The sequence below is a fragment of the Allobosea sp. 05T422_2 genome (genome assembly GCF_056396265.1).
Genome location: NZ_JBFTLD010000016.1, coordinates 22,824 through 44,027, shown reverse-complemented (window position 1 = coordinate 44,027; position 21,204 = coordinate 22,824). Strand labels below are relative to the sequence as shown.

19 protein-coding genes are annotated in these 21,204 nt (G+C 66.6%); 17 read left to right on the top strand and 2 right to left on the bottom strand.

Annotated elements, in window-relative coordinates; all coding sequences use genetic code 11:
• Positions 1 to 160: 160 nt before the first annotated feature.
• The 15 genes from AC1DJT_RS05225 to AC1DJT_RS05155 all read left to right on the top strand — a co-directional run bounded on the left by AC1DJT_RS05225 (position 161) and on the right by AC1DJT_RS05155 (position 16,897).
• Positions 161 to 1,519, top strand: coding sequence for a M20 family metallopeptidase (locus tag AC1DJT_RS05225; protein ID WP_441488401.1), 1,359 nt, complete (start codon positions 161 to 163; stop codon positions 1,517 to 1,519).
• Positions 1,520 to 1,553: 34 nt separating this feature from the next.
• Entirely contained in the window at positions 1,554 to 3,110 is a 1,557-nt protein-coding gene (locus tag AC1DJT_RS05220; protein ID WP_441488400.1) for an ABC transporter substrate-binding protein, read from the top strand.
• 89 nt (positions 3,111 to 3,199) lie between these two features.
• Positions 3,200 to 4,147 (top strand): ABC transporter permease, encoded by a 948-nt coding sequence (locus tag AC1DJT_RS05215; RefSeq protein ID WP_441488399.1) that lies wholly within the window; start codon positions 3,200 to 3,202, stop codon positions 4,145 to 4,147.
• Positions 4,140 to 4,964 (top strand): ABC transporter permease, encoded by an 825-nt coding sequence (locus AC1DJT_RS05210; protein ID WP_476833659.1) that lies wholly within the window; start codon positions 4,140 to 4,142, stop codon positions 4,962 to 4,964. The genes AC1DJT_RS05215 and AC1DJT_RS05210 overlap by 8 nt, the downstream gene beginning before the upstream one ends.
• 4 nt (positions 4,965 to 4,968) lie before the next feature.
• Entirely contained in the window at positions 4,969 to 6,591 is a 1,623-nt protein-coding gene (locus tag AC1DJT_RS05205; RefSeq protein ID WP_476833658.1) for a dipeptide ABC transporter ATP-binding protein, read from the top strand.
• Between the two features lie 17 nt (positions 6,592 to 6,608).
• Entirely contained in the window at positions 6,609 to 7,829 is a 1,221-nt protein-coding gene (locus AC1DJT_RS05200) for a M20 family metallopeptidase (RefSeq protein ID WP_476833657.1), read from the top strand.
• Positions 7,826 to 8,944 (top strand): M24 family metallopeptidase, encoded by a 1,119-nt coding sequence (locus tag AC1DJT_RS05195; protein WP_476833656.1) that lies wholly within the window; start codon positions 7,826 to 7,828, stop codon positions 8,942 to 8,944. The genes AC1DJT_RS05200 and AC1DJT_RS05195 overlap by 4 nt, the downstream gene beginning before the upstream one ends.
• Positions 8,945 to 9,451: 507 nt before the next feature.
• On the top strand, positions 9,452 to 10,273 hold the full coding sequence (locus AC1DJT_RS05190; protein WP_441488394.1) for a metallophosphoesterase family protein: 822 nt from the start codon (positions 9,452 to 9,454) through the stop codon (positions 10,271 to 10,273).
• 75 nt (positions 10,274 to 10,348) lie between these two features.
• Entirely contained in the window at positions 10,349 to 11,530 is a 1,182-nt protein-coding gene (locus AC1DJT_RS05185) for an ABC transporter ATP-binding protein (protein WP_476833655.1), read from the top strand.
• A 2-nt stretch (positions 11,531 to 11,532) separates the two neighbouring features.
• Positions 11,533 to 12,456 (top strand): carbohydrate ABC transporter permease, encoded by a 924-nt coding sequence (locus tag AC1DJT_RS05180; RefSeq protein ID WP_476833654.1) that lies wholly within the window; start codon positions 11,533 to 11,535, stop codon positions 12,454 to 12,456.
• A gap of 110 nt (positions 12,457 to 12,566) precedes the next feature.
• Complete coding sequence (locus AC1DJT_RS05175; RefSeq protein ID WP_441488829.1) at positions 12,567 to 13,331, top strand: carbohydrate ABC transporter permease; 765 nt, start codon at positions 12,567 to 12,569, stop codon at positions 13,329 to 13,331.
• A 108-nt stretch (positions 13,332 to 13,439) separates the two neighbouring features.
• On the top strand, positions 13,440 to 14,711 hold the full coding sequence (locus AC1DJT_RS05170; RefSeq protein WP_476769255.1) for an ABC transporter substrate-binding protein: 1,272 nt from the start codon (positions 13,440 to 13,442) through the stop codon (positions 14,709 to 14,711).
• Between the two features lie 92 nt (positions 14,712 to 14,803).
• Positions 14,804 to 15,649, top strand: coding sequence for a phosphodiesterase (locus AC1DJT_RS05165; protein WP_476833653.1), 846 nt, complete (start codon positions 14,804 to 14,806; stop codon positions 15,647 to 15,649).
• Positions 15,642 to 16,433, top strand: a complete 792-nt coding sequence (locus tag AC1DJT_RS05160; protein ID WP_441488389.1) for an inositol monophosphatase family protein — start codon at positions 15,642 to 15,644, stop codon at positions 16,431 to 16,433. Before AC1DJT_RS05165 ends, AC1DJT_RS05160 begins: the two co-directional genes overlap by 8 nt.
• A 74-nt stretch (positions 16,434 to 16,507) precedes the next feature.
• The gene (locus AC1DJT_RS05155; RefSeq protein WP_441488388.1) at positions 16,508 to 16,897 is read left to right on the top strand and encodes a GFA family protein; all 390 of its coding nucleotides are present in this window, start codon (positions 16,508 to 16,510) and stop codon (positions 16,895 to 16,897) included.
• 28 nt (positions 16,898 to 16,925) lie between these two features.
• Here the strand turns inward: AC1DJT_RS05155 and AC1DJT_RS05150 are convergent, their stop codons facing one another.
• Complete coding sequence (locus AC1DJT_RS05150) at positions 16,926 to 18,440, bottom strand: winged helix-turn-helix domain-containing tetratricopeptide repeat protein (protein ID WP_441507935.1); 1,515 nt, start codon at positions 18,438 to 18,440, stop codon at positions 16,926 to 16,928.
• A 127-nt stretch (positions 18,441 to 18,567) separates the two neighbouring features.
• Between AC1DJT_RS05150 and AC1DJT_RS05145 the strand changes: the two genes are divergently transcribed.
• A complete protein-coding gene (locus AC1DJT_RS05145) occupies positions 18,568 to 18,804 on the top strand; it encodes a DUF1127 domain-containing protein (protein ID WP_441488386.1) in 237 nt (78 codons plus the stop codon).
• A gap of 20 nt (positions 18,805 to 18,824) precedes the next feature.
• On the opposite strand, the gene AC1DJT_RS05140 is transcribed toward AC1DJT_RS05145, so the two are convergent.
• A complete protein-coding gene (locus tag AC1DJT_RS05140) occupies positions 18,825 to 19,772 on the bottom strand; it encodes a sugar-binding transcriptional regulator (RefSeq protein WP_441488385.1) in 948 nt (315 codons plus the stop codon).
• 216 nt (positions 19,773 to 19,988) lie between these two features.
• Between AC1DJT_RS05140 and AC1DJT_RS05135 the strand changes: the two genes are divergently transcribed.
• Positions 19,989 to 21,029: a zinc-dependent alcohol dehydrogenase gene (locus tag AC1DJT_RS05135; RefSeq protein ID WP_476833652.1), complete on the top strand. Its 1,041-nt coding sequence runs from the start codon at positions 19,989 to 19,991 to the stop codon at positions 21,027 to 21,029.
• Positions 21,030 to 21,204 lie beyond the last annotated feature (175 nt).

The following is a 21,204-nucleotide window of genomic DNA, read 5'->3' as shown; positions in this document are numbered from 1 at the left end:
TTTTTGGCATTGACAGGAGGCATGAGGCTGAGTCCTATTTCTATATAGTTTATATGAAAGCTGCTTGAGCGCCAATGGCCATGCACTCCGCTACCTCAGCCATCTCCATGGCAGATCGCGTCCGCGCCGCCCAGCCACCGCGCCGGGGCAGGGCGGTCCGATGAGCCGTGACGGGCAGGAGGCGCGCGAGGCTGTGCGCGAGACGGCGGGGCTGGAGCGCGCCGGCGCCTGGATTGCTGAGGCGGTCGAGGCGGCGATCGCCGATCTCGGAGCGATGATCGCGGTCGATACCTCATTTCCGCCGGGGCAGGGCTATGGCGACTTCGCGACGCTGATAGAGGCGCTGACGCGCCCGCTCGGCTTGGAAACCGAGCGCGTCGATGTGCCGGACGAGCTCTGGCGTGTCCCGAACGGCCCGGCCGCTGGCACCAGGACGAATCTGATTGCGACCGCCAAGACCGGAAAGCCGGTCTGCGGGCTCTATTTCCATGTCGACACGGTCCCGGCCGCACCGGGCTGGACGACCGATCCGCTCTCGATGGCCCGCGATGGCGAACGCCTGATCGGCCTCGGCGCTGCCGACATGAAGGGCTGCATCGCAGCCGTGCTGCTGGCGCTGCGGGCGGCCAAGGCCCGCAACATCGCACTCGCCTATGATCCGATGCTGCTGTTCTGCACCGACGAGGAGGGCGGCCTCTATCCCGGCATCCGCTATCTCGCAGAGCAGGGCCGGCTCGACGGCCCTGTCGGCGCCGAGCTGGGCAGGCTCCACGCTCCCATCATCAATTTCAACGGCAGCGCCGAGGCGCGCATCTGGGCCGGCTGCTTCGGGCTCTTCAACCTGCTGGTGCGGGTCCGCGGGCAGGCGGTCCATGCCGGCGAAGGCAACCGGCGCGGCAGCGGCCTCAACGCGATCGAGGGTTCGCTGCCGCTGCTGAACGCGCTGGCTGGTCTCAAGGCGGAGGTGGCGACCCGCCTGTCCGCACTGCCGCCACCGCCGGGAAAACCGGCACTGGCCGCGCAGCTCAACATCGCGACCATTGGCGGCGGCACGGCCGGCGGGCAGGTGCCGGCCCTGCTCGAACTCACGCTAAACCGCCGCTACATGCCGGAGGAAGCTTTTGAGGACGCGCTGGCCGAGATCGAGGAGACGGTGCGCCGCGCCGTCGCTTCCGTCCCCGGCCTGACCGTCGAGACGGCGCTGATCGGACATCTCGCTCCGACCAGCGATCCGGCCGGGCCGCACTGGCCGCGCTGGCAGGCCGCCGTCGGCGCGGGCTTCGGCTATGCGCCGGAGGATTTCCGCCGCTGGGGCGCGGCGAGCTGCTCTGATTTCGGCTGGGTCCAGCGCGCAACCGGCCGGTCGGAAGTGCTGCTCGGCGGGCTCGGCCGCCCCGACCGCAATATCCACGCGCCGGGCGAGTACACGACGGTCTCCGACATCATCGCGCTGGCGCGCGCCGTGCTCGCCTATCTCGCCGCCGAGTTCAGGCCCGAGCTCAACCCCGACCTTGCCTGACCCCTCTCATATCCCGAAGCTGAAGGAGCGTTCCATGCCGAGCATCCACCGTCGTGATTTCCTCGCCGCCTCCGCCGCCTTCGGCGGGCTTAGCCTGACCGGTCTGCCGGCCTTCGCCCAGAATGCGCCCCGGCGCGGCGGCACCTTGCGCGTCAGCGTCGATCAGGCCGTCTCCAAGCTCAACCCGCTCGTCACCCGGGTGAACCCGGAATATCTCGTTGCCGAACTGCTCTATTCCGGCCTGACGCGCCTGAATCCTGACATGAGCGCCGAGCCCGATCTCGCTGAATCCTGGACGAATTCCGCCGATTTGACCGAATGGAGCTTCGCGCTCCGCAAGGGCCTGACCTTCCATGACGGCTCGGCTTGCACGGCCTCCGATGTGGTCGCGACCTTCGAGGCCATTCTCGACGCCAAGACTGCCTCGCCAGCACGCCAGAATGTCGGGCCGATCGCCAAGGTCGCGGCCAAGGACGACGCGACCGTCGTCTTCACCCTGTCGGCGCCCTTCGCCGATCTGCCGGTGACGCTAGCCTATACCAACGCCAAGATCGTGCCGGCTGCCGTCATCAAGGGCGGGCTGGAGAAGCTTGACCGCCAGGCGATCGGCACCGGCCCGTTCAAGCTCGTCTCCTTCGAGCCGGAGCGGCAGATCGTGGTCGCCCGCAACGAGGCCTATTACGACAAGGCACGGCCCTATCTCGACAAGGTCGAGGTCGTGGTCTTCCCCGATGTCAGTGCCGAAGCCTCGGCGCTGATCGCCGGCGATACCGATCTGATCAGCACCACGCCGCCGACCGAGTTCGGCCGGCTGCAGAAGGCCTCGGGCGTCAAGGCGCTGCGCGTGCCGTCGGGCCAGTTCTGCAACGTCAATTTCGGCTGCGACCAAAAACCCTTTAACGATGTGCGCGTGCGCCAGGCGCTGGCGCTCACCGTCGATCGCGCCGCGATGGTCGATTTCGTCACCGAGGGCTTTGGCTCGCCCGGCAACGATACCCCGCTCAGCCCGGCCTATCGCTTCTTCGCCGAGCTGCCGGCGAAGAAGGCCGACATCGCCAAGGCCAAGGCGCTGCTGGCGGAGGCCGGCTATCCCAAGGGGCTGGAAGCGACGCTGATCGCCTCGGATCGTCCGGGCCAACGCACGCAGCTGGCCGTGGCCCTGCGCGAGATGGCCAAGCCCGCCGGTTTCGACATCAAGGTCGAGACTATGCCGCACGCGACCTATCTCGACCAGGTCTGGAAGAAGGGCTCGTTCTATGTCGGCTTCTACAACATGCAGGCGACGGCCGACGCCATCTTCTCGCTGCTCTACACCTCGAACGCTGCCTGGAACGAGACGCGCTGGAACAATACCGCCTTCGACAAGCTGATCTTCGAGGCGCGCGCCACGGTCGACGAGACCAAGCGCCGCGCGCTCTACGCGCAGGCGCAGAAGCTGATGTATGACGAGGTGCCCTCGATCATTCCCGCTTTCTTCGACCTGCTCGGCGGACAGCGCGATTGGGTACAGGGCTACCAGCTGCATCCGCGCGGCGCCGTCTTCCGGCTGGATTTCGTCTCGCTCGGCGCCAACGCGCCGAAGCGCGGCTGAGCCCGTTCCAAAGCGAGAGACGGCTTCACCGATCAGATTGATTCAATCTGATCGGATCCGGCTCCAAGCGAAAAGCGAGGCATAAGCGCGTGTCGCCCGCCTATATCCTCAAAAGGATCCTGCTGATAGGCTACACGCTGCTGGTCGTGTCGCTGATCGTCTTCGCGATCACCCAGATCCTGCCGGCGGATGCTGCGGTCATGATGCTGGGTGAGAACGCGACGCCGGATGCGCTCGCGGCGCTGCGCGTCAAGATGGGGCTGAACGACCCGATCTGGCTGCAGTACCTGCACTGGCTCGCAGGCGTCCTGCACGGCGATTTCGGCCTCTCGATGCGCACCGGCCAGCCGGTTGCGCCCGCAATGCTCGAGGCGCTCGGGCGCTCGCTGCTGCTGGCGCTGTTCTCGATCGTGCTGATGCTGGTGCTGGCGATCCCGCTCGGCATTATCGCGGCGGTGCGACGCGGCCGGGCCGCCGATCTGGGGGTGAGCTTTCTCTCCTATGTCGGTGTTTCGCTTCCGGAATTCGTCACCGCCACGCTCGTCGTGCTGGTGCTGGCGGATTGGCTGCAATGGCTGCCGGCGACGGGCTATGTGCCGCTGACCGAGGATCCGCTGCGCGGCCTCAGGCATCTCGTCCTGCCGGTGCTGACCGTCTCGCTGATCCTGATCGCCCATGTCTCGCGCATGGTGCGCTCCGAACTGGTCGATGTGCTGCATTCCGACTATATCCGCGCAGCGCGCCTCAAGGGCCTGTCGAAGCGGCAAGTGCTGTTCAAGCACGCGCTGCGCAATGCGCTGCTGCCGACCATCACCATCGTCGCGCTCGATGTCGGCTATCTGCTCGGCGGCGTCATCGTCGTCGAGGAGATTTTTGCGCTGCCGGGCATCGGGCGCCAGCTCATCGTCGCGATCCAGGCGCGCGACCTGCCATCCATCCAGGCCGGCGCGCTGATCCTTGCKACGACCTACGCCGTCGCCAATTTCCTCGCCGACATCGCCTATGCCTGGCTCGACCGGAGGATCCAGTATGATTGAGATCCTCAAGCGGATGCTGCGTTCGCCGCAAGGTGCGCTCGGCCTGATCATCGTCGGCCTGATCCTGCTCGCCGTTATCGTCGGGCCGTGGTTTGCGCCCTACGACCCCGAGAAGATGGCGCCGCTGATGCGCTACAAGCCGCCGAGCGCGCAGTTCTGGCTCGGAACCGACCAGTATGGCCGCGATATCCTGAGCCGCCTGCTGCATGGGGCACGCGCCACGGTCGTCATGGCGGTGATCGCAACTGCGCTCGGCACGCTGGTCGGCGCCGTGGTCGGCACGGTCTCGGCCTTTCTCGGCGGGCGCAGCGACGAGGCGATCATGCGCACTGTCGATGCCATCATGTCGATCCCGAGCCTGCTGCTGGCGCTGCTGATCGTGAACCTGCTCGGCAAGAGCAGCATGAACGCACTTCTCGCCATCGCGCTCGCCTTCGCGCCCGGCATGGCGCGGGTGACACGCTCGGTCGCGCTCGCCGTGCGCAAGCAGGACTATGTCAACGCCGCCATCGCGCGCGGCGAGAGCGCCGCCTATATCGTCGGGCGCGAGATGCTGCCGAATGTCGTCGCCCCGATCRTCGTCGAGATGACSATCCGCGTSKCSTTYGCSGTGATGCTGTTTGCGACGCTCTCCTTCCTTGGGCTCGGCGCCCAGCCACCGGCCTCGGAATGGGGGCTGATGGTCGCGGAGGCCCGCCGCTTCATGCATCTGAGCCCCTGGATGATCCTGTGGCCGAGCCTTGCCGTCGCGCTGGTCGCGATCGGTTTCAACCTGCTCGGCGATGGCTTGCGCGACGCGCTGAACCCGAGGAGCTGAGGTGATGGCGACCCCGATCCTCGACATTGCCGGCTACGGCCTCGACTACGCGACGCCTGCGGGCTTTACCCGCGCGCTCGACGACGTGACGCTCTCCATCGCCCGGGGCGAGGTGCTCGGCCTCGTCGGCGAATCCGGCTCGGGCAAGACCTCGCTCGCCTGGGCGATCATGCGCCACCTGCCGAAGAGCGCGCGCGAGGCCGGTGCCATCCGGCTGACCGGGCAGGATCTGCTGAAGGTCTCGGAAGACGAGATCGAGGCGATCCGCGGCAAGCGCATCGGCATGGTCTTCCAGGATCCGAGCACCTCGCTTAACCCGACGCTCTCGCTTGGTACGCAACTGGCCGAGGTGCTGGTGCGCCATCGCGGCCTGACGCCCAGGCAGGCCTGGGCCGAGGGCGAGGAGCGTCTCGCCCATGTCGGCCTGAAGGTGCCCGGCCAGATGATGCGACGCTATCCGCACGAGGCCTCGGGTGGCGAGAAGCAGCGCGTCGTCATCGCGACCGCCTTCGCCTGCCAGCCGKAATGCATCATCTTCGACGAACCGACGACGGCGCTCGACGTGATCACGGCCCGCCAGATCCTCGACCTGTTCAAGGAACTGCAGGCTGAGACCGGCGTCGCCTCGCTCTATATCTCGCATGATCTCGCGCTCGTCTCGCAGATCGCGACCAAGGTCGCGGTGATCCATCGCGGCAAGATCGTCGAGCAGGGCGCGGTCGGCGAAGTCTTCGCCCGCCCGCGCGACGCCTATACGCAAAAGCTGCTCGCCGCCGTGCCCCGGCCCGACCACCGCCTCGTCGAGACGGCGAAGCCTGCCGCCGGCACGCCGCTGGTCGAGGTCGAGAAGGTCAGCGTCCATTACGGCCGCAAACCCTTTCTCGGCCGGCTGCTCGGGCGCGCCAACACTCAGTTCACCGGCAATCGCGAGGTCAGCCTCTCGGTGATGCCGGGCGAGATCCTCGGCATCGTCGGCGAGTCCGGTTCGGGCAAGTCGACGCTCGCCAGGGCGATGACCGGCCTCAACCGCTTCGAGGGCGAGATCCGCTTCGCCGGGCGCCGGATCGCGGGGCTCCACGACATGGACCGCGCCTATCGCCGCGACGTCCAGATCATCTTCCAGCATCCGGATTCCTCGCTCAATCCGCGCCAGCGCATTCGCGAGATCCTGTCGCGGCCGCTCGAACTCTATGGCGAGCCGGGCGCGCGCAAGGATGCGGCTGCTATCGGCGAACTGCTGGAGCAGGTCAGGCTGCCGGCCGCTTTCGCGGACCGTTATCCGCATCAGCTTTCCGGCGGCGAGAAGCAGCGCGTCGCGATCGCGCGCGCCTTCGCCTCGAAGCCAAAACTCGTGATCTGCGACGAGATCACCTCGGCGCTCGATGTCTCCGTGCAGGCCTCGGTGGTCGAGCTCCTGGTCGACCTGCAGAAGCGCTTCGGCACGGCCTATCTCTTCATCACCCACGATCTCAACCTGGTGCGGCAGATCGCTCACCGGGTCGCGGTGATGTATCGCGGCGACCTCGTCGACCTCGTCGATGTCACCGCGCTGACCGACGGAACCCTCCACCCCTATACCCGCTCCCTGCTCGACGCCGTGCCGGCTCCGGCCGCGGCGGCAGCCTGACATTCGAGGCCCTGACGATGAATCCCCGCGACCTGATCCATTCCCTCGATGAGAAGGCCTGCCTCGCGCTCCTCTCAGACTGGGCGAGGCACAAGAGCTATTCCGAGACCGACGGCGAGCGGGCGCTCGTCCATCATGTCGTCGACCAGATGAAGGCGATGGGCATCGAGGCGGAGGCGCAGGCCTTCGATGAGGGCCGCCGCGCCAATGCCATCGGGCGCTGGAAGGGGACAGGCGGCGRCAAGAGCCTGATGTTCAACGGCCATCTCGACACCAACCCGGCAACCGAGGGCTGGACGGTCGATCCCTGGGGCGGGCTCGTCGACGACGAGTTCATCTACGGCATCGGCGTATCCAACATGAAGGCGGGCGACGCGGCCTCCTATTGCGCGGTGAAGACGCTGCTCGATGCCGGCGTGAAGCTGAAGGGCGACGTCGTCCTGACTTATGTCGTCGGCGAGCTTCAGGGCGGGGTCGGCACCGTCGCTGCGATCCGCAGCGGCATCCGCGCCGACTATTTCGTCAACAGCGAGCCGACCGACGTGCAGGCCGTGACCATGCACGCCTGCGCCTTCTCCTTCGTCATCGAACTCGTCGGCAACACRCGCCATCTCTCGAAGCGCGAGCAGGCGGTCGACGCGGTCATGGCGGCCTGCGACCTGATCCCGCGGCTGAACGGCATGACCTTCTCCGGCGCTCTGACCGCCGAGCATGAATCGATCAACCGCGTCCATGTCGGCGTCGTCCATGGCGCGCTCGGCAAGGAACTGCACGAGTGGCGCGCGCCGCAGGTCGCCGACTATTGCAAGCTCAAGGGTTCCGGCCGCTATGCGCCCGGCCAGACGCAAGAAGGCGCGCTCGCCGACATGCAGCGCGAGCTCGCCGCGCTGGAGGCCCGCTTCCCCGGCCTGAAGACCACGATCCGCATCGAGAAGAAGGAAGGCCACCAGTCGATGCCGGCCTTCGAGGTCGCCAGGGACGCGCGCATCGTCAAGACGGTCAATGCGGCCTATGAGGYGGTGCGCGGCGAAAAGCAGCCGACCGGCGCGATCAAGCCGCCGGGCTTCTTCGGCACCGATGCCGGCCATCTCTATGCCGAAGCCGGTATGGAAGGCATCGTCTGCGGGCCCGGCGGGCGCTACAACACCATGCCCGACGAGCGCGTCGAGATCCGCGACTTCCTCGACATGGTCCGCATCTACATGCTGACCATCCTGGATATCTGCGAGGTGGCGTGAGCCCGCTCTTCTCGCGCGAGGAATTTGCGGGGCGGGTGGCGCGTGCCCGCGCCGCGATGGCGGAAGTCGGCGCGGAGCTTCTGCTGGTCGACCATGCCGAATGCCTGGCATGGCTGACAGGCTTCACGGTCTCGGAGACAATGTATCGCGCGGCTTTCCTGCCGCTCGAGGGCGAGCCGTGGTTCGTCCTGCGGGAGCTCGACGCCGGGCCCTGCCGCGCCGCCTGTTGGTTTCCCGATACGGCTGAGCCCCACGCCGTGATGGCCGATGAAATCCGTCGACGGGGCCTCGGCAACGCGCGGATCGGCGCCGATCATCTCTCCTATGGCTTTACGGCCGCGACGCGCGACCGGTTCGCGGCGCTTCTGCCGCAGGCTCGCTTTGTCGACCTGCCGCAGGCGAGCGACCTGCTCCGGGCCGTGAAGTCGCCGGCCGAGATCAACCAGATCGGCCAGGCCGCCAGCATCGCCGACAAGGCGATGAGGTCAATCGCGGAAAGGGCGCGGCCCRGGCTTTCGCCAAGGGCAGCCTCAGCCGTCGCCGCTGCCTGCTTTCTCGAGAACGGCGCCKATACAGGCGAAACCGGCCCGATCCTGCCCGGCATTGGCGACCACGAATTCCTGCACGGCGTGATGACGGCGCAGCCGCTCGGCGAGAGCGACATCCTCCATGTCGAACTGATCCCGAAACTGCGCAATTACGGCGCCCGACTGATGCGTCCGGTGCTTRTCGGCGGGGACGAGCGTGGACTTTCACTGCTCGCCGAGCGTCTGGTCGCGCTCCAGGACGAGCAGTTCGCAGCCATGCGTCCGGGCGCCCTGGCCTGCGAGATCGATGCCGTGCTGCGTGAAGCCGTGCTTCGTGAGGGTTTGCGTCCTGCCTACGATAACGTCACCGGCTACACGCTCGGCCTCTACGCCCGCACCCCGCGGCCCAGCGACTTCTCTCGCGTGTTCCTGCCGAACGCGCGCTGGAGACTCGAAGAGGGCATGGTCTTTCACATGTATGTGACGGCCGGCGGCCTGGGATTCAGCGAAACCATCGTAGTCGAAACCGATGGCTGCAGGAGAATGAGCTCGCTGCCCCGCAAGCTGCTCTCAAGCACCGTGCATTGAAGCTTCGTCCTTCATCGGTTTCGGTCTGGGTCCGGATTGCGATTTGGTAAGGTGCCCTTGGCTCCAATGTTGCGGCGAATGTCCGCTCAGCAACAGGCGCCGAATGTTGGAACTTGACGCAATACGGACGGGTGTGGCTGCAAAGTCGAACGCCTGCGAACGGAGAGGGCAAGGCGGCTCGTCCCCGCGCCGCGTGGGCGATCTCTGGCGTGGGCGAGGCGTGCGGTTCCGTAGGCTAGAGATCAAGGCCGGGCGTTCGGTCCGGCGCAGGCGCCGCTGAGGGGCGCGTGGTCGGCGCCACCCTCTGATCCCCCCCTCAGCCGGCCGAACCTGCGGTGACCGAGCGCCTCCAGCCCGGTGCACAACGCCCGCGCGGCAAGCCACGTCATCTCGCAAAATACATTTGTGTCATAAAACATTCATTTGTATGATCCACTGCAAAAGCACTGCCCTGCATCTGACGGCGGCAGGCCGCTTCCTACCGGGAGCGCCCTTTGGGAGGGGACCATGCAGCGGCTCGTGCAGATTTCCGACACCCATCTCAGCCCGGGCAAGCCGCATTTTGCCTGCAACTGGGAGCCGCTGAGAGCCTGGCTGGCGGGGCAGGGGCCGGACCTCGTCATTCATACCGGGGATGTCACGGTCGATGGCGCCGATGTCGACGAGGATATGCGCCATTGCCGCGAATTGCTGGACGGGCTCGGCTTGCCGGTGCTGAGCATTCCCGGCAATCATGATGTCGGCGAGGCCTGGCATCCGCATCAGCCGGTCAATGCAGAGCGTCTCGCGCGCTGGCGCAGCCATCTCGGCGCGGATTTCTGGAGCCGCGATATCGAGGGCTTCAGGCTGATCGGCCTGAATTCCATGCTGTTCGGCAGCGACGAGGCGGATGAGGAGCGCCAGCTCGCCTGGCTCGAGCGCGAGATCGCCGAGGCCGAGGGGCGCCGTCTCGGCTGGTTCCTGCACCGGCCGCTCTTCGTCGAGACGCCGGATGAAGGCGACAAGGGCTATTGGAGCGTGCCGCCGAGGCCCCGGGCCCATCTGCTCGATCTCGTGCGGAGGCATGACGTCGCCTTCGTCGCCAGCGGCCATCTGCACCGGGCCCATGATTTCATGATCGATGGCACGCGCTACATCTGGGGGCCGTCCTCGGGCTTCGTCGTCGGCCCCGAATTGCAGCCCGGCATGGCCGGTTCAAGCACGCTCGGCGCCGTCACTTATAGCTTCGACGGTCGGGATTTCACCGCCGCGATCCATGAGATTCCCGCGCTGACAACGCTCTGGATCGACGATGTGATCCACGAGGTCTACCCGCCGCGCGCCGCCTGACGACGCCGTCGGCCGCGCCTCGCGGCCGCGTTCGACACCGCCCCGCCATCCCTCACAGTTCAAGAGGCGAACGACATGGCCACAGTCGCACTGTCTTCCATCGCCAAGGCGTTTGGGCCGACACAGGTGCTCGGCGGGGTCGAACTCGACATTGCCGATGGCGAATTCCTGACGCTGGTCGGCCCCTCCGGCTGCGGAAAATCGACCCTGATCCGGATCATCGCCGGGCTGGAACAGCAGGATTCCGGCAGCGTCGCCATTGGCGGGGCCAGCGTGGATCATCTGCGCCCGCATGAGCGGCGCGTCGCGATGGTGTTCCAGTCCTATGCGCTCTATCCGCATATGAGCGTGCGGGCGAATATCGCGCTGCCGCTGATGATGGCGCGGCTGAAACTCTGGCAGCGCCTGCCGCTGCTCCGCCTGCTCTCGGGCCAGCGGCGCAAGGCCATGGCCGGCATCATGACGGATGTCGACGCGGTCGCGACCCAGCTCCAGCTCGGCCATCTGCTCGACCGCAAGCCGGCCCAGCTCTCGGGCGGCCAGCGCCAGCGCGTTGCGCTCGGGCGCGCCATGGTGCGCAGCCCCGATGTCTTCCTGATGGACGAGCCTCTGTCCAATCTCGACGCCAAGCTGCGCGTCCATATGCGCACCGAGCTGGCGGAGCTGCACAAGCGCCTGGGCGCGACCTTCATCTATGTCACGCATGACCAGGTCGAGGCGATGACGATGTCGGACCGCGTCGCGRTGATGGATTCAGGCGAGATTCTGCAGCTCGGCACGCCTTCGCAGCTCTATGAGAAACCGGCCTCGCTCAAGGTYGCGCAGTTCATCGGCAGCCCGGCGATCAACCTCCTGCCCGCGACGGTCGGCACTGCAGGCCGCCTCGAATTGTTTGGCCGGCCAATGGCGCTTGCGGTGGCGCCGGCGGCGGGGCAGGCGGTCACCCTCGGCATCCGCGCGGAGGCGCTGACGCTTATCCATGGCGAGCCGGCCGGCGCAGGCCGCGCCTGGTTCTCGGCGCGGCTCAGGCGCAAGGAGAATCTCGGCTCCGAATATATCCTGCATTTCGATCTCGCCGGGCGCGATGCACCGGGCGTCACCATGCGCGCGAGCCCCGCGGTCGCCGCCGGCGTCAACGAGGCGGCCGAGGTCACGCTCGGCTTCGATGAAGCGGCGAGCCATATCTTCGATGCCGACGGCGACAGGCTCGAGCCGCGCGGGCAGGGCGGCGCCTCCGTCGTGCCGCTGAGGGCCTGAGCATGACGCTTGCCCTCTCATCGCCCGCCGCTTTCGCGCCAGTCGCCCGCCGGCGGGCCTTGATCGAGCGGCTGACCGGGCTCGGCTTCGCGCTGCCGGCCTTCATCCTGCTGCTGCTGACGATCCTGCTGCCGCTTGCGGTGCTGATGCTGCTCAGCCTGACGAATTACGAGTTCGGCGGCGTCGACATGGACTGGGTCGGCCTCGCCAATTTCCAGAAGGCGCTGGCCGATCCGATCATCCGGCGCTCTGTCGTCAACACCTTGCTCTATGTCGCGATCGTCGTGCCGGGCGGCGTCTTCGGCGCGCTGCTGATCGCGGTCATGGTGCATCGGCGCCGCCGCAGCCGGTCCTTCTACGAGGTGATCTATTTCCTGCCGGTGACCTCGACGCTGATCGCGATGGCGACCGTCTGGCAGTTCCTGCTCCACYCCTCGCTMGGCCCGGTCAATGGTCTCCTGAAATGGCTCGGCTTTGCGCCGGTCGCCTTCCTGAGCGAGCCATCGACGGCGCTGGCGACGCTGGCCGTGATCGGCATCTGGCAGCTGCTCGGCTTCAACATGATCCTGTTCCTCGCCGGGCTGACCGCGATCCCGCGCGATCTCTACGAGGCGGCCGATATCGATGGCTGCTCCAGCGGCATCGACCGCTTCCTTACCATCACCTGGCCGCTGCTCGGGCCGACAACGATGTTCGTGCTCGTCACCACGATGATCACCGCCTTCAAGATTTTTGACACGGTGGCGGTGATGACGCGCGGTGGCCCGGTCGGCTCCACCGAGGTGCTGCTCTACAACATCTATCTCGAAGGCTTTCAGTATTTCCACACCGGCTATGCCGCGGCGCTGACCTTCATCTTCCTCGCCTTCATCCTCGTCTTCTCGGCCGTGCAGACCTTCGCGCTGGACAAGAAGGTGCATTACTGATGGCCGCTCCTGCGCTTGCCCCCGCCGCCGTCACGCCCGTGCATTCGGTGCTGCGCCGTTTCCTTTCGCTCGCCCTGGTCCATGGCGTGCTGATCGCGGGCGCCATCTTCATGCTGGCGCCCTTCATCTGGATGCTGGTGACCTCGATCAAGCCGCCGGCCGAGATCTTCAGCGCCGAGATCTCGCTCTGGCCAAAGCAGTTCTACGGCCTGCAGAATTACGGTTTCGCGATGGAGAAGGCGCCGCTGCTCCGCTTCGCGCTGAACGGCGTCATCCTCTGCGCCGGCATCCTCGTCGTGCAACTGCTGGTGGCCATTCCCTGCGCCTATGCCCTGGCGAAGCTGAACTTTCCCGGCCGCAACGCGCTCTTCGTCCTGGTGCTGCTCGGGCTCTGCATCCCCGTGCAGGTGCCGGCCATGCCGCTCTATATCGCGCTCGCCCAGCTCGGCCTGCTCAACACCTATTTCTCGATGATGGTGCCGTTCTTCCTCTCGGTCTTCGCCATCTTCCTGTTCCGCCAGTTCTTCCGCAGCTTCCCGGACGACATCATCAACGCGGCAAGGCTCGACGGCATGAGCGAGTTCGAGATCGTCTGGCGCATCGTGACGCCAAGCGCCTGGCCGGCCATCGCCGCCTTCTCGGTCTTCTCGGCGGTGGCGCACTGGAACGACCTGTACTGGCCGCTGATCGTCATTTCCGATGCCAAGCTCGCCCCGCCGCCGCTCGGGATGATGTTCTTCGCCGATGCCGAGACCGGCTCGAATTACGGCGCGCTCACTGCCGCGGCGACGATCCTGACCGCGCCGCTCGTCCTCGCTTTCCTCATCGCCAGACGGAGGTTTATCGACGGCATCACGATGACCGGGGTGAAGTAGGCAGGCTCCGACAAGGACCGGCACTGCCAAGCTCCAACCGCAAGACGCTCAGGCCTGACGCATCGATTCAACCCGGCAGCTTCGCTGTCCATGTCACGGAGATCAAACATGAAACCCTTTGGCAAGGCGCTTGCTGCGGCAGCGCTCGCCCTCGTCGCATCCACGGCCGTCCGCGCCCAGGATGTCACGCTCGACGTGCTCTATGCCTTCCCGGCCTTCGCCAAGTTCCACGAGCCGATAGCCGCGGAATTCATGAAGGCGCACCCCAAGATCAAGATCAATTTCCGCGCGCCGGCGGCGAGCTATGACGAGGGGCATCAGGCGATGCTGCGTCAGTCCGTCACCAACCAGCTGCCGGATGTCTATTATTCCGGCTTCCATCTCTTGAGCGAACTGGTCGAGACGCTCGACAAGCGCAAGCAGGTCGTCGATCTCGCCCCGCTGCTGAAGGGGGAGCCGGAAGACTGGCGCAAGGCGAATTACTCCGACGCGCTGCTCGCGCTCGGCCAGGTCGGCGGCAAGCAGGCTGGCCTTGCTTTCAACGCCTCGACACCGCTGATGTATGTCAATGCCGAGCTGGTGAAGAAGGCGGGCGGCGACCCCGACAAACTGCCCGACACCTGGGCCGAGGTGGTTGCGCTCGCCAAAAAGATCCGTAGCGGCGACACCGCCGGTCTCGCCTACAATATCCATGACTGGCCCGACGACTGGCTCTGGCGCGGCGTGATCCTGCAGGGCGGCCATTCCATGCTGTCGCCCGACGGCAAGAAAGTCGCCTTCGGCGGCGAGGTGGGCGAGAAGACGCTGGGCCTGCTGCGCAGTCTCGTCACGGAAGGCGGCATGCCGGTGATCGACTGGGACCAGTCGCGCCAGCAGTTCATCGCCGGCAAGATCGGCATCTTCTTCGACACGCCGGCACGGCTGCGCCAGGTCACCGACCTGATCGGCGACCGCTTCACCCTGAAGACCGCGCTCTTCCCGGTCGATGACAAGGCCAAGGGCAAGCTGCCGACCGGCGGCAACGCCGCGCTGATCACGGCGAAGGATTCAGCCAAGCAGAAGGCGGCCTGGGAATTCATCAAGTTCGTGACCGGCCCCGAGGCCCAGAAGATCGTCGTCGAGACCGCCGGCTACATGCCGACCAACCTGCGCGCCGGCGGGGACGCGTATCTCGGTCCGTTCTACAAGGACAACGCCAATTTCCGGACGATCAACGGCCAGGTCCAGCGCGCTGCTCCCTGGGAAGGCTATCCCGGCGGCAACTCGGTCCGCATCTGGCGCCAACAGCGCGAGGTGATCTCCGGCGTGATGCGCGGCGACATCCAGCCCAAGGCCGGCATCGAGCGCATCGTCTCCGAGACCGAAGCGCTGATGAAGTGAACAGGCGCGCCTGACGCTTCGCTCCACGCCGCCCGGCGCCAGCCGGGCGGCAAATCCTTTCGATCATCCTTGCCTGGCCCTACGGAGCCCTCATGATCATCGCCCAGCTCAGCGACTTCCATGTGCGCCCGCATGGCCAGCCGGCCTATGGCATCGTCGACACCAATGCTGCGACGCGACGGGCGATCGACGCGGTGCTKGCGCTGGAGCCCCGGCCGGATTGCGTGCTCGTCACCGGCGATCTCTGCGATTGCGGGCTGCCGGAGGAATACGAGATCGTCCGCGCCGAGCTCGCGCGGCTGCCGATGCCGGTCTATGCCGTGCCCGGCAACCATGACCGGCGCGAGGTCTTCGCTTCCGTGCTCGGGGRGGGCGGTTCTTACCTGCCGAAGAGCGGCTTCCTGCACTACGTAATCGAGGACTTCCCGGTCCGGCTGATCGGGCTCGATACGGTCATTCCCGGCGAGGATGGCGGCGAGATCTGTGCCGAGCGCGAGGCCTGGCTCGCTGAGCGCCTTGCCGAGGGGCGCGGCCGCCCGACGCTGATCTTCATGCATCACCCGCCCTTCGCGGTCGGCGTCGACGGCATGGACATCATGCCCTGCCGGGTCTCGCCGGGTTTTGTCGCGCTGATCGCCCGTCATCCCGAGATCGAGCGGGTGCTTTGCGGCCATTACCATCGCCCGATCCAGCTTCGTTTCGCCGGCACGATCGGCTTTGTCGCGCCGGGCACCGCCCATCAGGTCGCGCTCGACCTGTGCCCGGGCACGGAGAACTGGTTCGTCATGGAGCCGCCCGCGCTCGCGATCCATGTCTGGAAACCGGAGACCGGCCTGGTCAGCCATCTCCAGCCGATCGGCGATTTCGGCCCGCGCCGGCCCTTCGTGCTCGACCCCGCCTATCCCGGCAAGCAGCAGGCGGTGGCAGCCCATGTCTGACCAGCGCCTGATTTCCCTTCTCGAACAGGCCGGCGCGCTGGCGCGCGAGGCCGCCGATCTCTTGGTCGCGATGCAGGGCGAGCAGCTTTCCGTGACGCGCAAGGAATTGCGCGATGTCGTCACCGCCGCCGATCTCGCCTCGGAGCGTCTCGTCATCGCGGGCCTGCGCCGGTTGACGCCGGAGGCGGCGATCCTCTCCGAGGAGGCCGGCTTCTCCGGCGCGTCCGACGCGCCCTGCTGGATCATCGACCCGCTCGACGGCACGGTGAACTATGCCGGCGGCCTGCCCTGGTTCTCGGTGACGCTCGCCTATCAGGAAGAGGGCCGCACCGTGCTCGGCCTGACCCATGCCCCGCTCGCCGGGCTGGTCGCGCGCTATGCCGAAGGTTCCGTCGCGAGCATCAATGGAGAGCCTGCCGCCGTCTCCCGGACCAAGAGCCTTGCCGACGCGGTCGTCTCGATCTGCCTGACCTCGCATTATTCGATTGAGGATACGGAGCGGACCTGCGCCGTCATCCGGCGGCTGTCGGGCCTCTGCCGCGGCGTGCGCGTCATCGTCTCCGGCGGGCTTGAAATGTCGCTGGTGGCGGCAGGCCGGCTCGATGCCTTCATCGGGCTGAAGGCCGACATCGTCTCGCACGCCGCCGCCATGCCGCTGGTGCGCGCGGCCGGCGGCAAGGTCACGACGGTCGGCGGACAGGATTCACGCGACGAGGACCTGGAGAAGGTCGTCTCGAACGGGTTGATCCATGAGGAGCTCCTGGAGGCGATCAGGGGCGCCTGAGCCCCACTCGCATGGACGCTTCCCAGGGATCGCTGTAACCATTCCGGCGGCTTGACCTCGCGAGGAGACGCAGCATGGACCGTTTCACGGGCGGCTGTCGGTGCGGCAATGTCCGGATCGTGGCCTCGGGCCGCCCCTACCGCGTCGGCCTCTGCCATTGTCTCGACTGCCGCAAATATCATGGCGCCCTGTTCCATGCGTCCGCGGTGTTTCCTGAGGATGCGGTGACGGTCGAGGGCGAAACCCGCGACTATCGCGGGCGCTTCTTCTGCCCCCGTTGCGGTTCGCCCCTGTTCGGACGCAGCGGCGATGAAATCGAAGTCAATCTGGGCTCGCTCGATGCCCCGGACCAGCTGATGCCGACCTATGAAAGCTGGATCATCCGGCGCGAATCCTGGTTGCCGCCCTTTCCGCTTGCGAGACGCTACGAGCGCGATCGCGACGCCCCGGGGCGTGAGGAATAGGGCGCAGGAACGGTGCACGCCAGCGACGTCAGGGCAGACCGGCCTTGCGGAAGCCATCAACGAAATGCGCGAGCGTCCGGGCGTCGCGGAAGGGCTCCGTCGCGGCCCAGTGCCTGGTCGTGAAATGCGGATTGCCGACGAGGAACAGCGCGGCCTCGGAGCCGGCCTCGTCGAGCCGGCCGAGCTGGGCCAGGCTTGCCGCCAGGAAGCGGCGTGAGCTCGTGCGATAGGTCTCGTCCTTGCGCAGCGTCTCGACGGCGGCTTCGTAGTCGCCCGCTGCATATTGCGCCTGGCCGAGCGTCAGATAGTACCAGCCCGCCGGATACGGGTTCAACCGGAACGCCTTGCCGATATGCGCGAGGCCGTCCTCGGTCCGCCCGGCGAGGACCGCGATGTCGGATAATGTCGCAAAGATATCGGCCTCGTTCGGGTCGAGTTCGATCGCCCGGGCGAATTCCGCATCCGCCTCGGCGAAGCTGCGGTCATAGGCCAGCAGATAGGCCAGGACCCAGCGGCAGCCGGCATCATTGGGGTCGATCGCCACCGCCTTGCGCGCCAGGGCCAGGCCGGTGCTGCGGGCGGGTTCCATCGGCTCGCCCCAATGCACCCAGCCCATCCAGTGGTTCATGGCCAGCCAGCGATAGGCCTCGGCGTAGTCCGGATCGAGCGAAACYGCGCGCGTCAGCATCAGATGCGCTTCCCGCGCCGTCTGCGGGGATTCATCGATCAGCTTGCGCGCCCGCACGCAGAGGTCATAGGCCTCGAGGTTTTTGGGCCGGTTGCGCGGCGGCGGGGCGCTGAGCCGGCCGAGCAGGGCCTCGACGATCTTGCCGGTGACCTCGTCCTGGACGGCAAAGATATCCTCCAGGCTGCGATCGAAGCGCTCCGCCCAGAGATGTTCGCTGCTCACCGCGTCGACCAGCTGTGCGTTGATGCGCACGCGGCCCGCGGCGCGTCTGGCGCTGCCCTCCAGCAGGTAGCGCACGCCAAGATCGCTTGCGATCGCGCGCACATCCATCGCCTTGCCCTTATAGGCAAAGGCCGAGTTGCGGGCGATGACGAACAGGCCGGCATTGCGGGACAGGTCGGTGATCAGGTCTTCGGTCAAGCCATCGGCGAAGGATTCCTGCTCGGGATCGGTGCTGAGATTGACGAAGGGCAGAACGGCGATCGAGGGTTTCCCGGGCAGCGCCAAAGGGGCGCGCCTCGCGCCGTCAAGCTGTTCGATCGCCCCCGTGAAGCGGTAACCGACGCGCGGAACGGTCACGATCCATTCGCCGCTATCGGCGCCCGGGCCCAGCAGCTTCCGCAACTGCGCGATCTGGACGGTGAGATTGCCTTCCTCGACGGCCGTACCCGGCCAGGCCGCATCCATCAGCGCGGCCTTCTCCAGGATTTCGCCGGGCCGCTCGACGAGCGCCGCAAGCAGTTTCAGCCCGCGCTGGCCAAGGGCAACGGGGACATCGTTGCGAAGCAGCGTTCCCGCACCTGAATCAAGCACGAACGGACCAAAGGCAAAGCGCGATCCCTGCATGCGGCGCATTTATAGCCCGTTTGGAAGTTTTTGGAACTATTTGGGCTGGCTTAAGTACGACGCTGCTCGTCTCCCGCAGTCTTCAACCTCATTCAGGCCGAGGGCTCCCGACCCCTCAAACCGGATGGAGGTTGTCATGGACGGATCTTGTACCCTTGCCTCAGTCCCGCACCGGGCCGCGCCGCCGGGCATGTCGCGTTTGCAGTCCAGTCTGGCGAGCCTGCGCAGCATTCTCACGACCTGGCGCTGGCGGCTGCGCTTCCGCTGGCAGCTCGCGCGGAACCTGCAGGAGAATCCGCGTCTGATCAGGGATATCGGCCTGACGACATGGCAGGTCGAGGCCGAGATCGCCAAGCCCTTCTGGCGGCGATGAGCGCCTCGCGCGCTCACGCGTCAGCCACGATGCAGCGCCAGCACCGCCGCGGCGGCGTCTTCATCGGTGATCACCACGGACGCCAGCCTGGCGCGGAGTGCGGCTGCGATCACCGCGGCCTTGTTCGTGCCGCCGGATGCCAGGATCACGGTCGGGATGCGGCGCAGGCCGTCCAGGGGCAGGGCGATGGCGCGGCGGTTGATCGGGTGGTCGATCGCGTTGCCCTCAGCGTCGATGAACTGCCCGAGCATGTCGCCGACCGCACCATGCTCCGCCAATTCCCTGGGGCCGACATCGCCGGGTAGCCCGTAGCGCACCAAAAGCGAGCGCTCGCTCAGATCACCGGCGCTGAGGATCGCGACATCGGTCGCGCGGATGCGGGCGAAGGCGGCCTCGAACACGTCCTGCGCCAGGATGGTGTCGCGCGATTGCGGCGTGCCGGCATAGATCGGTGCCGCCAGATAATGGCACTCCGCCTGCCAGAGCCTGGCGAAATGGCTGGCGATCTCGAACGTGTTGATTTCGATGCCATAGGTCAGCCCGCCCATCATCGAGGTCACGGTCAGGTCGCGATACTGGCCGGCCCGCACATGCCGGATCGTCTCGCGCAGCGTCCCGCCCCAGCCGACGCCGAAGACGCCCGAGGGATGCTCGTCGATGATCTGCGAGACCAGCTCGCCGGCCGCCTTGCCGATCTGCGCGGAGATCTGTGCCGGGTCGCTCGGCGTCGGCACGACGATCGCGTCCTTGAGGCCGAACGCCTCGACCAGCGCCTGTTCCAGCCTGACGCAGCTCTCCAGCCGCGAATTGATCGTGATATTCACGAGCCCGCTGCTGCGCGCCTCGTTCAGCAGGCGGTTGACCCGCAGCCGCGTCATTTTCAGCCGGTCGGCGATATCCGCCTGGGTCAGGCCTTCCATGTAATAGAGCCAGGCGGCCCTGACCTGGGTTTGCGGATCCTCCGGCATCGCGTCATCCCAAGGGCGAGAGCGGCGTCGAGACCGCCAGCCCTTCGCGGCGGAATCGGTCGAGATTGCGTTCCTGCACCGGGCTTACATCGCTTTCGTTTGCTGCGACAACGCACAGCGATGCGGCCTGCCGCTGCGGATTTGCCTTGACCTTCACTAATGTAAATACACAAATACATTTGTAGAAGACCCAGCGAAGCCGGAGTGCGTTGCAGAATGTCCCACGCCATCTTTCTTCACGCCGCGGGTGACGCGCGCTTCGCGCCGTTCAACCTGCGCGAGGGGGCTGCCAGTGAAACCCTGCTGGATGTCGCGGCCGTCGGCCTCTGTGGCAGCGATCTGCACTATTACAAGGATGGCGGCATCGGTTCGGCCGTGATTGCCACCCCTTTCGTGCCGGGCCACGAGTTCAGCGGCTGGCTGACCGAGGACCTGCCGGAGCTTGGCCTGGCGCGGGGCGCACTGGTCGCGGTCGATCCGAATCAGGCCTGCGGCCAGTGCCAGCATTGCCGTGACGGCCACCCCAATCTCTGCCCCGAGGTCGTGTTCATCGGTGCGCCCCCGCATGATGKCGCGATGACCGAGCGGATCTGGGTGCCGAAATCGCAGATCGTTCCCGTGCCGGAACGCTTCACGCCGAGCGATGCCGTGATGCTGGAGCCGCTCGGCGTCGCGATCCACGCGGTCGACCTCGCCAAGCCCCGCCTGCTCGAACGCGTCGCGCTGATTGGTTGCGGCCCGATCGGGCTCCTGATCCTGCAGGTGCTCCGGGCCGTCGGCGTCGGCGAGATTCTGGCCTGCGATCCGCAGCAGCATCGGCGCGCGCTGGCGCTCAAGCTCGGCGCGAGCAAGGCCGGCGCCAGCGTGGCCGAGATCGCGGACTGGACGAAGGGCGAGGGCATGCCGCTGGTGGTCGAGGCCACCAATGCACCGGAAGGCTTTCGCGATGCCATTCGCGCCGCGCGCATCGGCGGGCGGGTCGTGCTCGTCGGTATTCCCGATGGCGACAGCTATGTCGTTCCCGCCGCCGAAGCCCGCCGGCGCGGCCTCACCATCAAGTTCTCGCGGCGCATGGGCCATGTCTATCCCCGGGCGATCGAACTCGTCGCGCAGGGCAAGGTCGATGTCGATGCGGTCGTCAGCCACCGCTTCTCGCTTGCCGACGGGCCCGACGCCTTTCGTCGCCACGCCGCCAACGAGCCCGGCATGGTGAAGAGCCTGATCTACCCGCGAGGGCCCGCTGATGACGCGCGCTAAGGCATCGGCCCGAAAAGTGGATTGCGGTTTTCGGAAGAGCCGATGCAAGCACATAAGAGCATCGGCCCGAAAAGTGGATCGCGGTTTTCGGGAAAGCCGATGCAAACACATAAGCTTAGATCATCAGACCGGACACGATATCCGGTCCGATGACCGAAGCGCTCGTGGAAACATG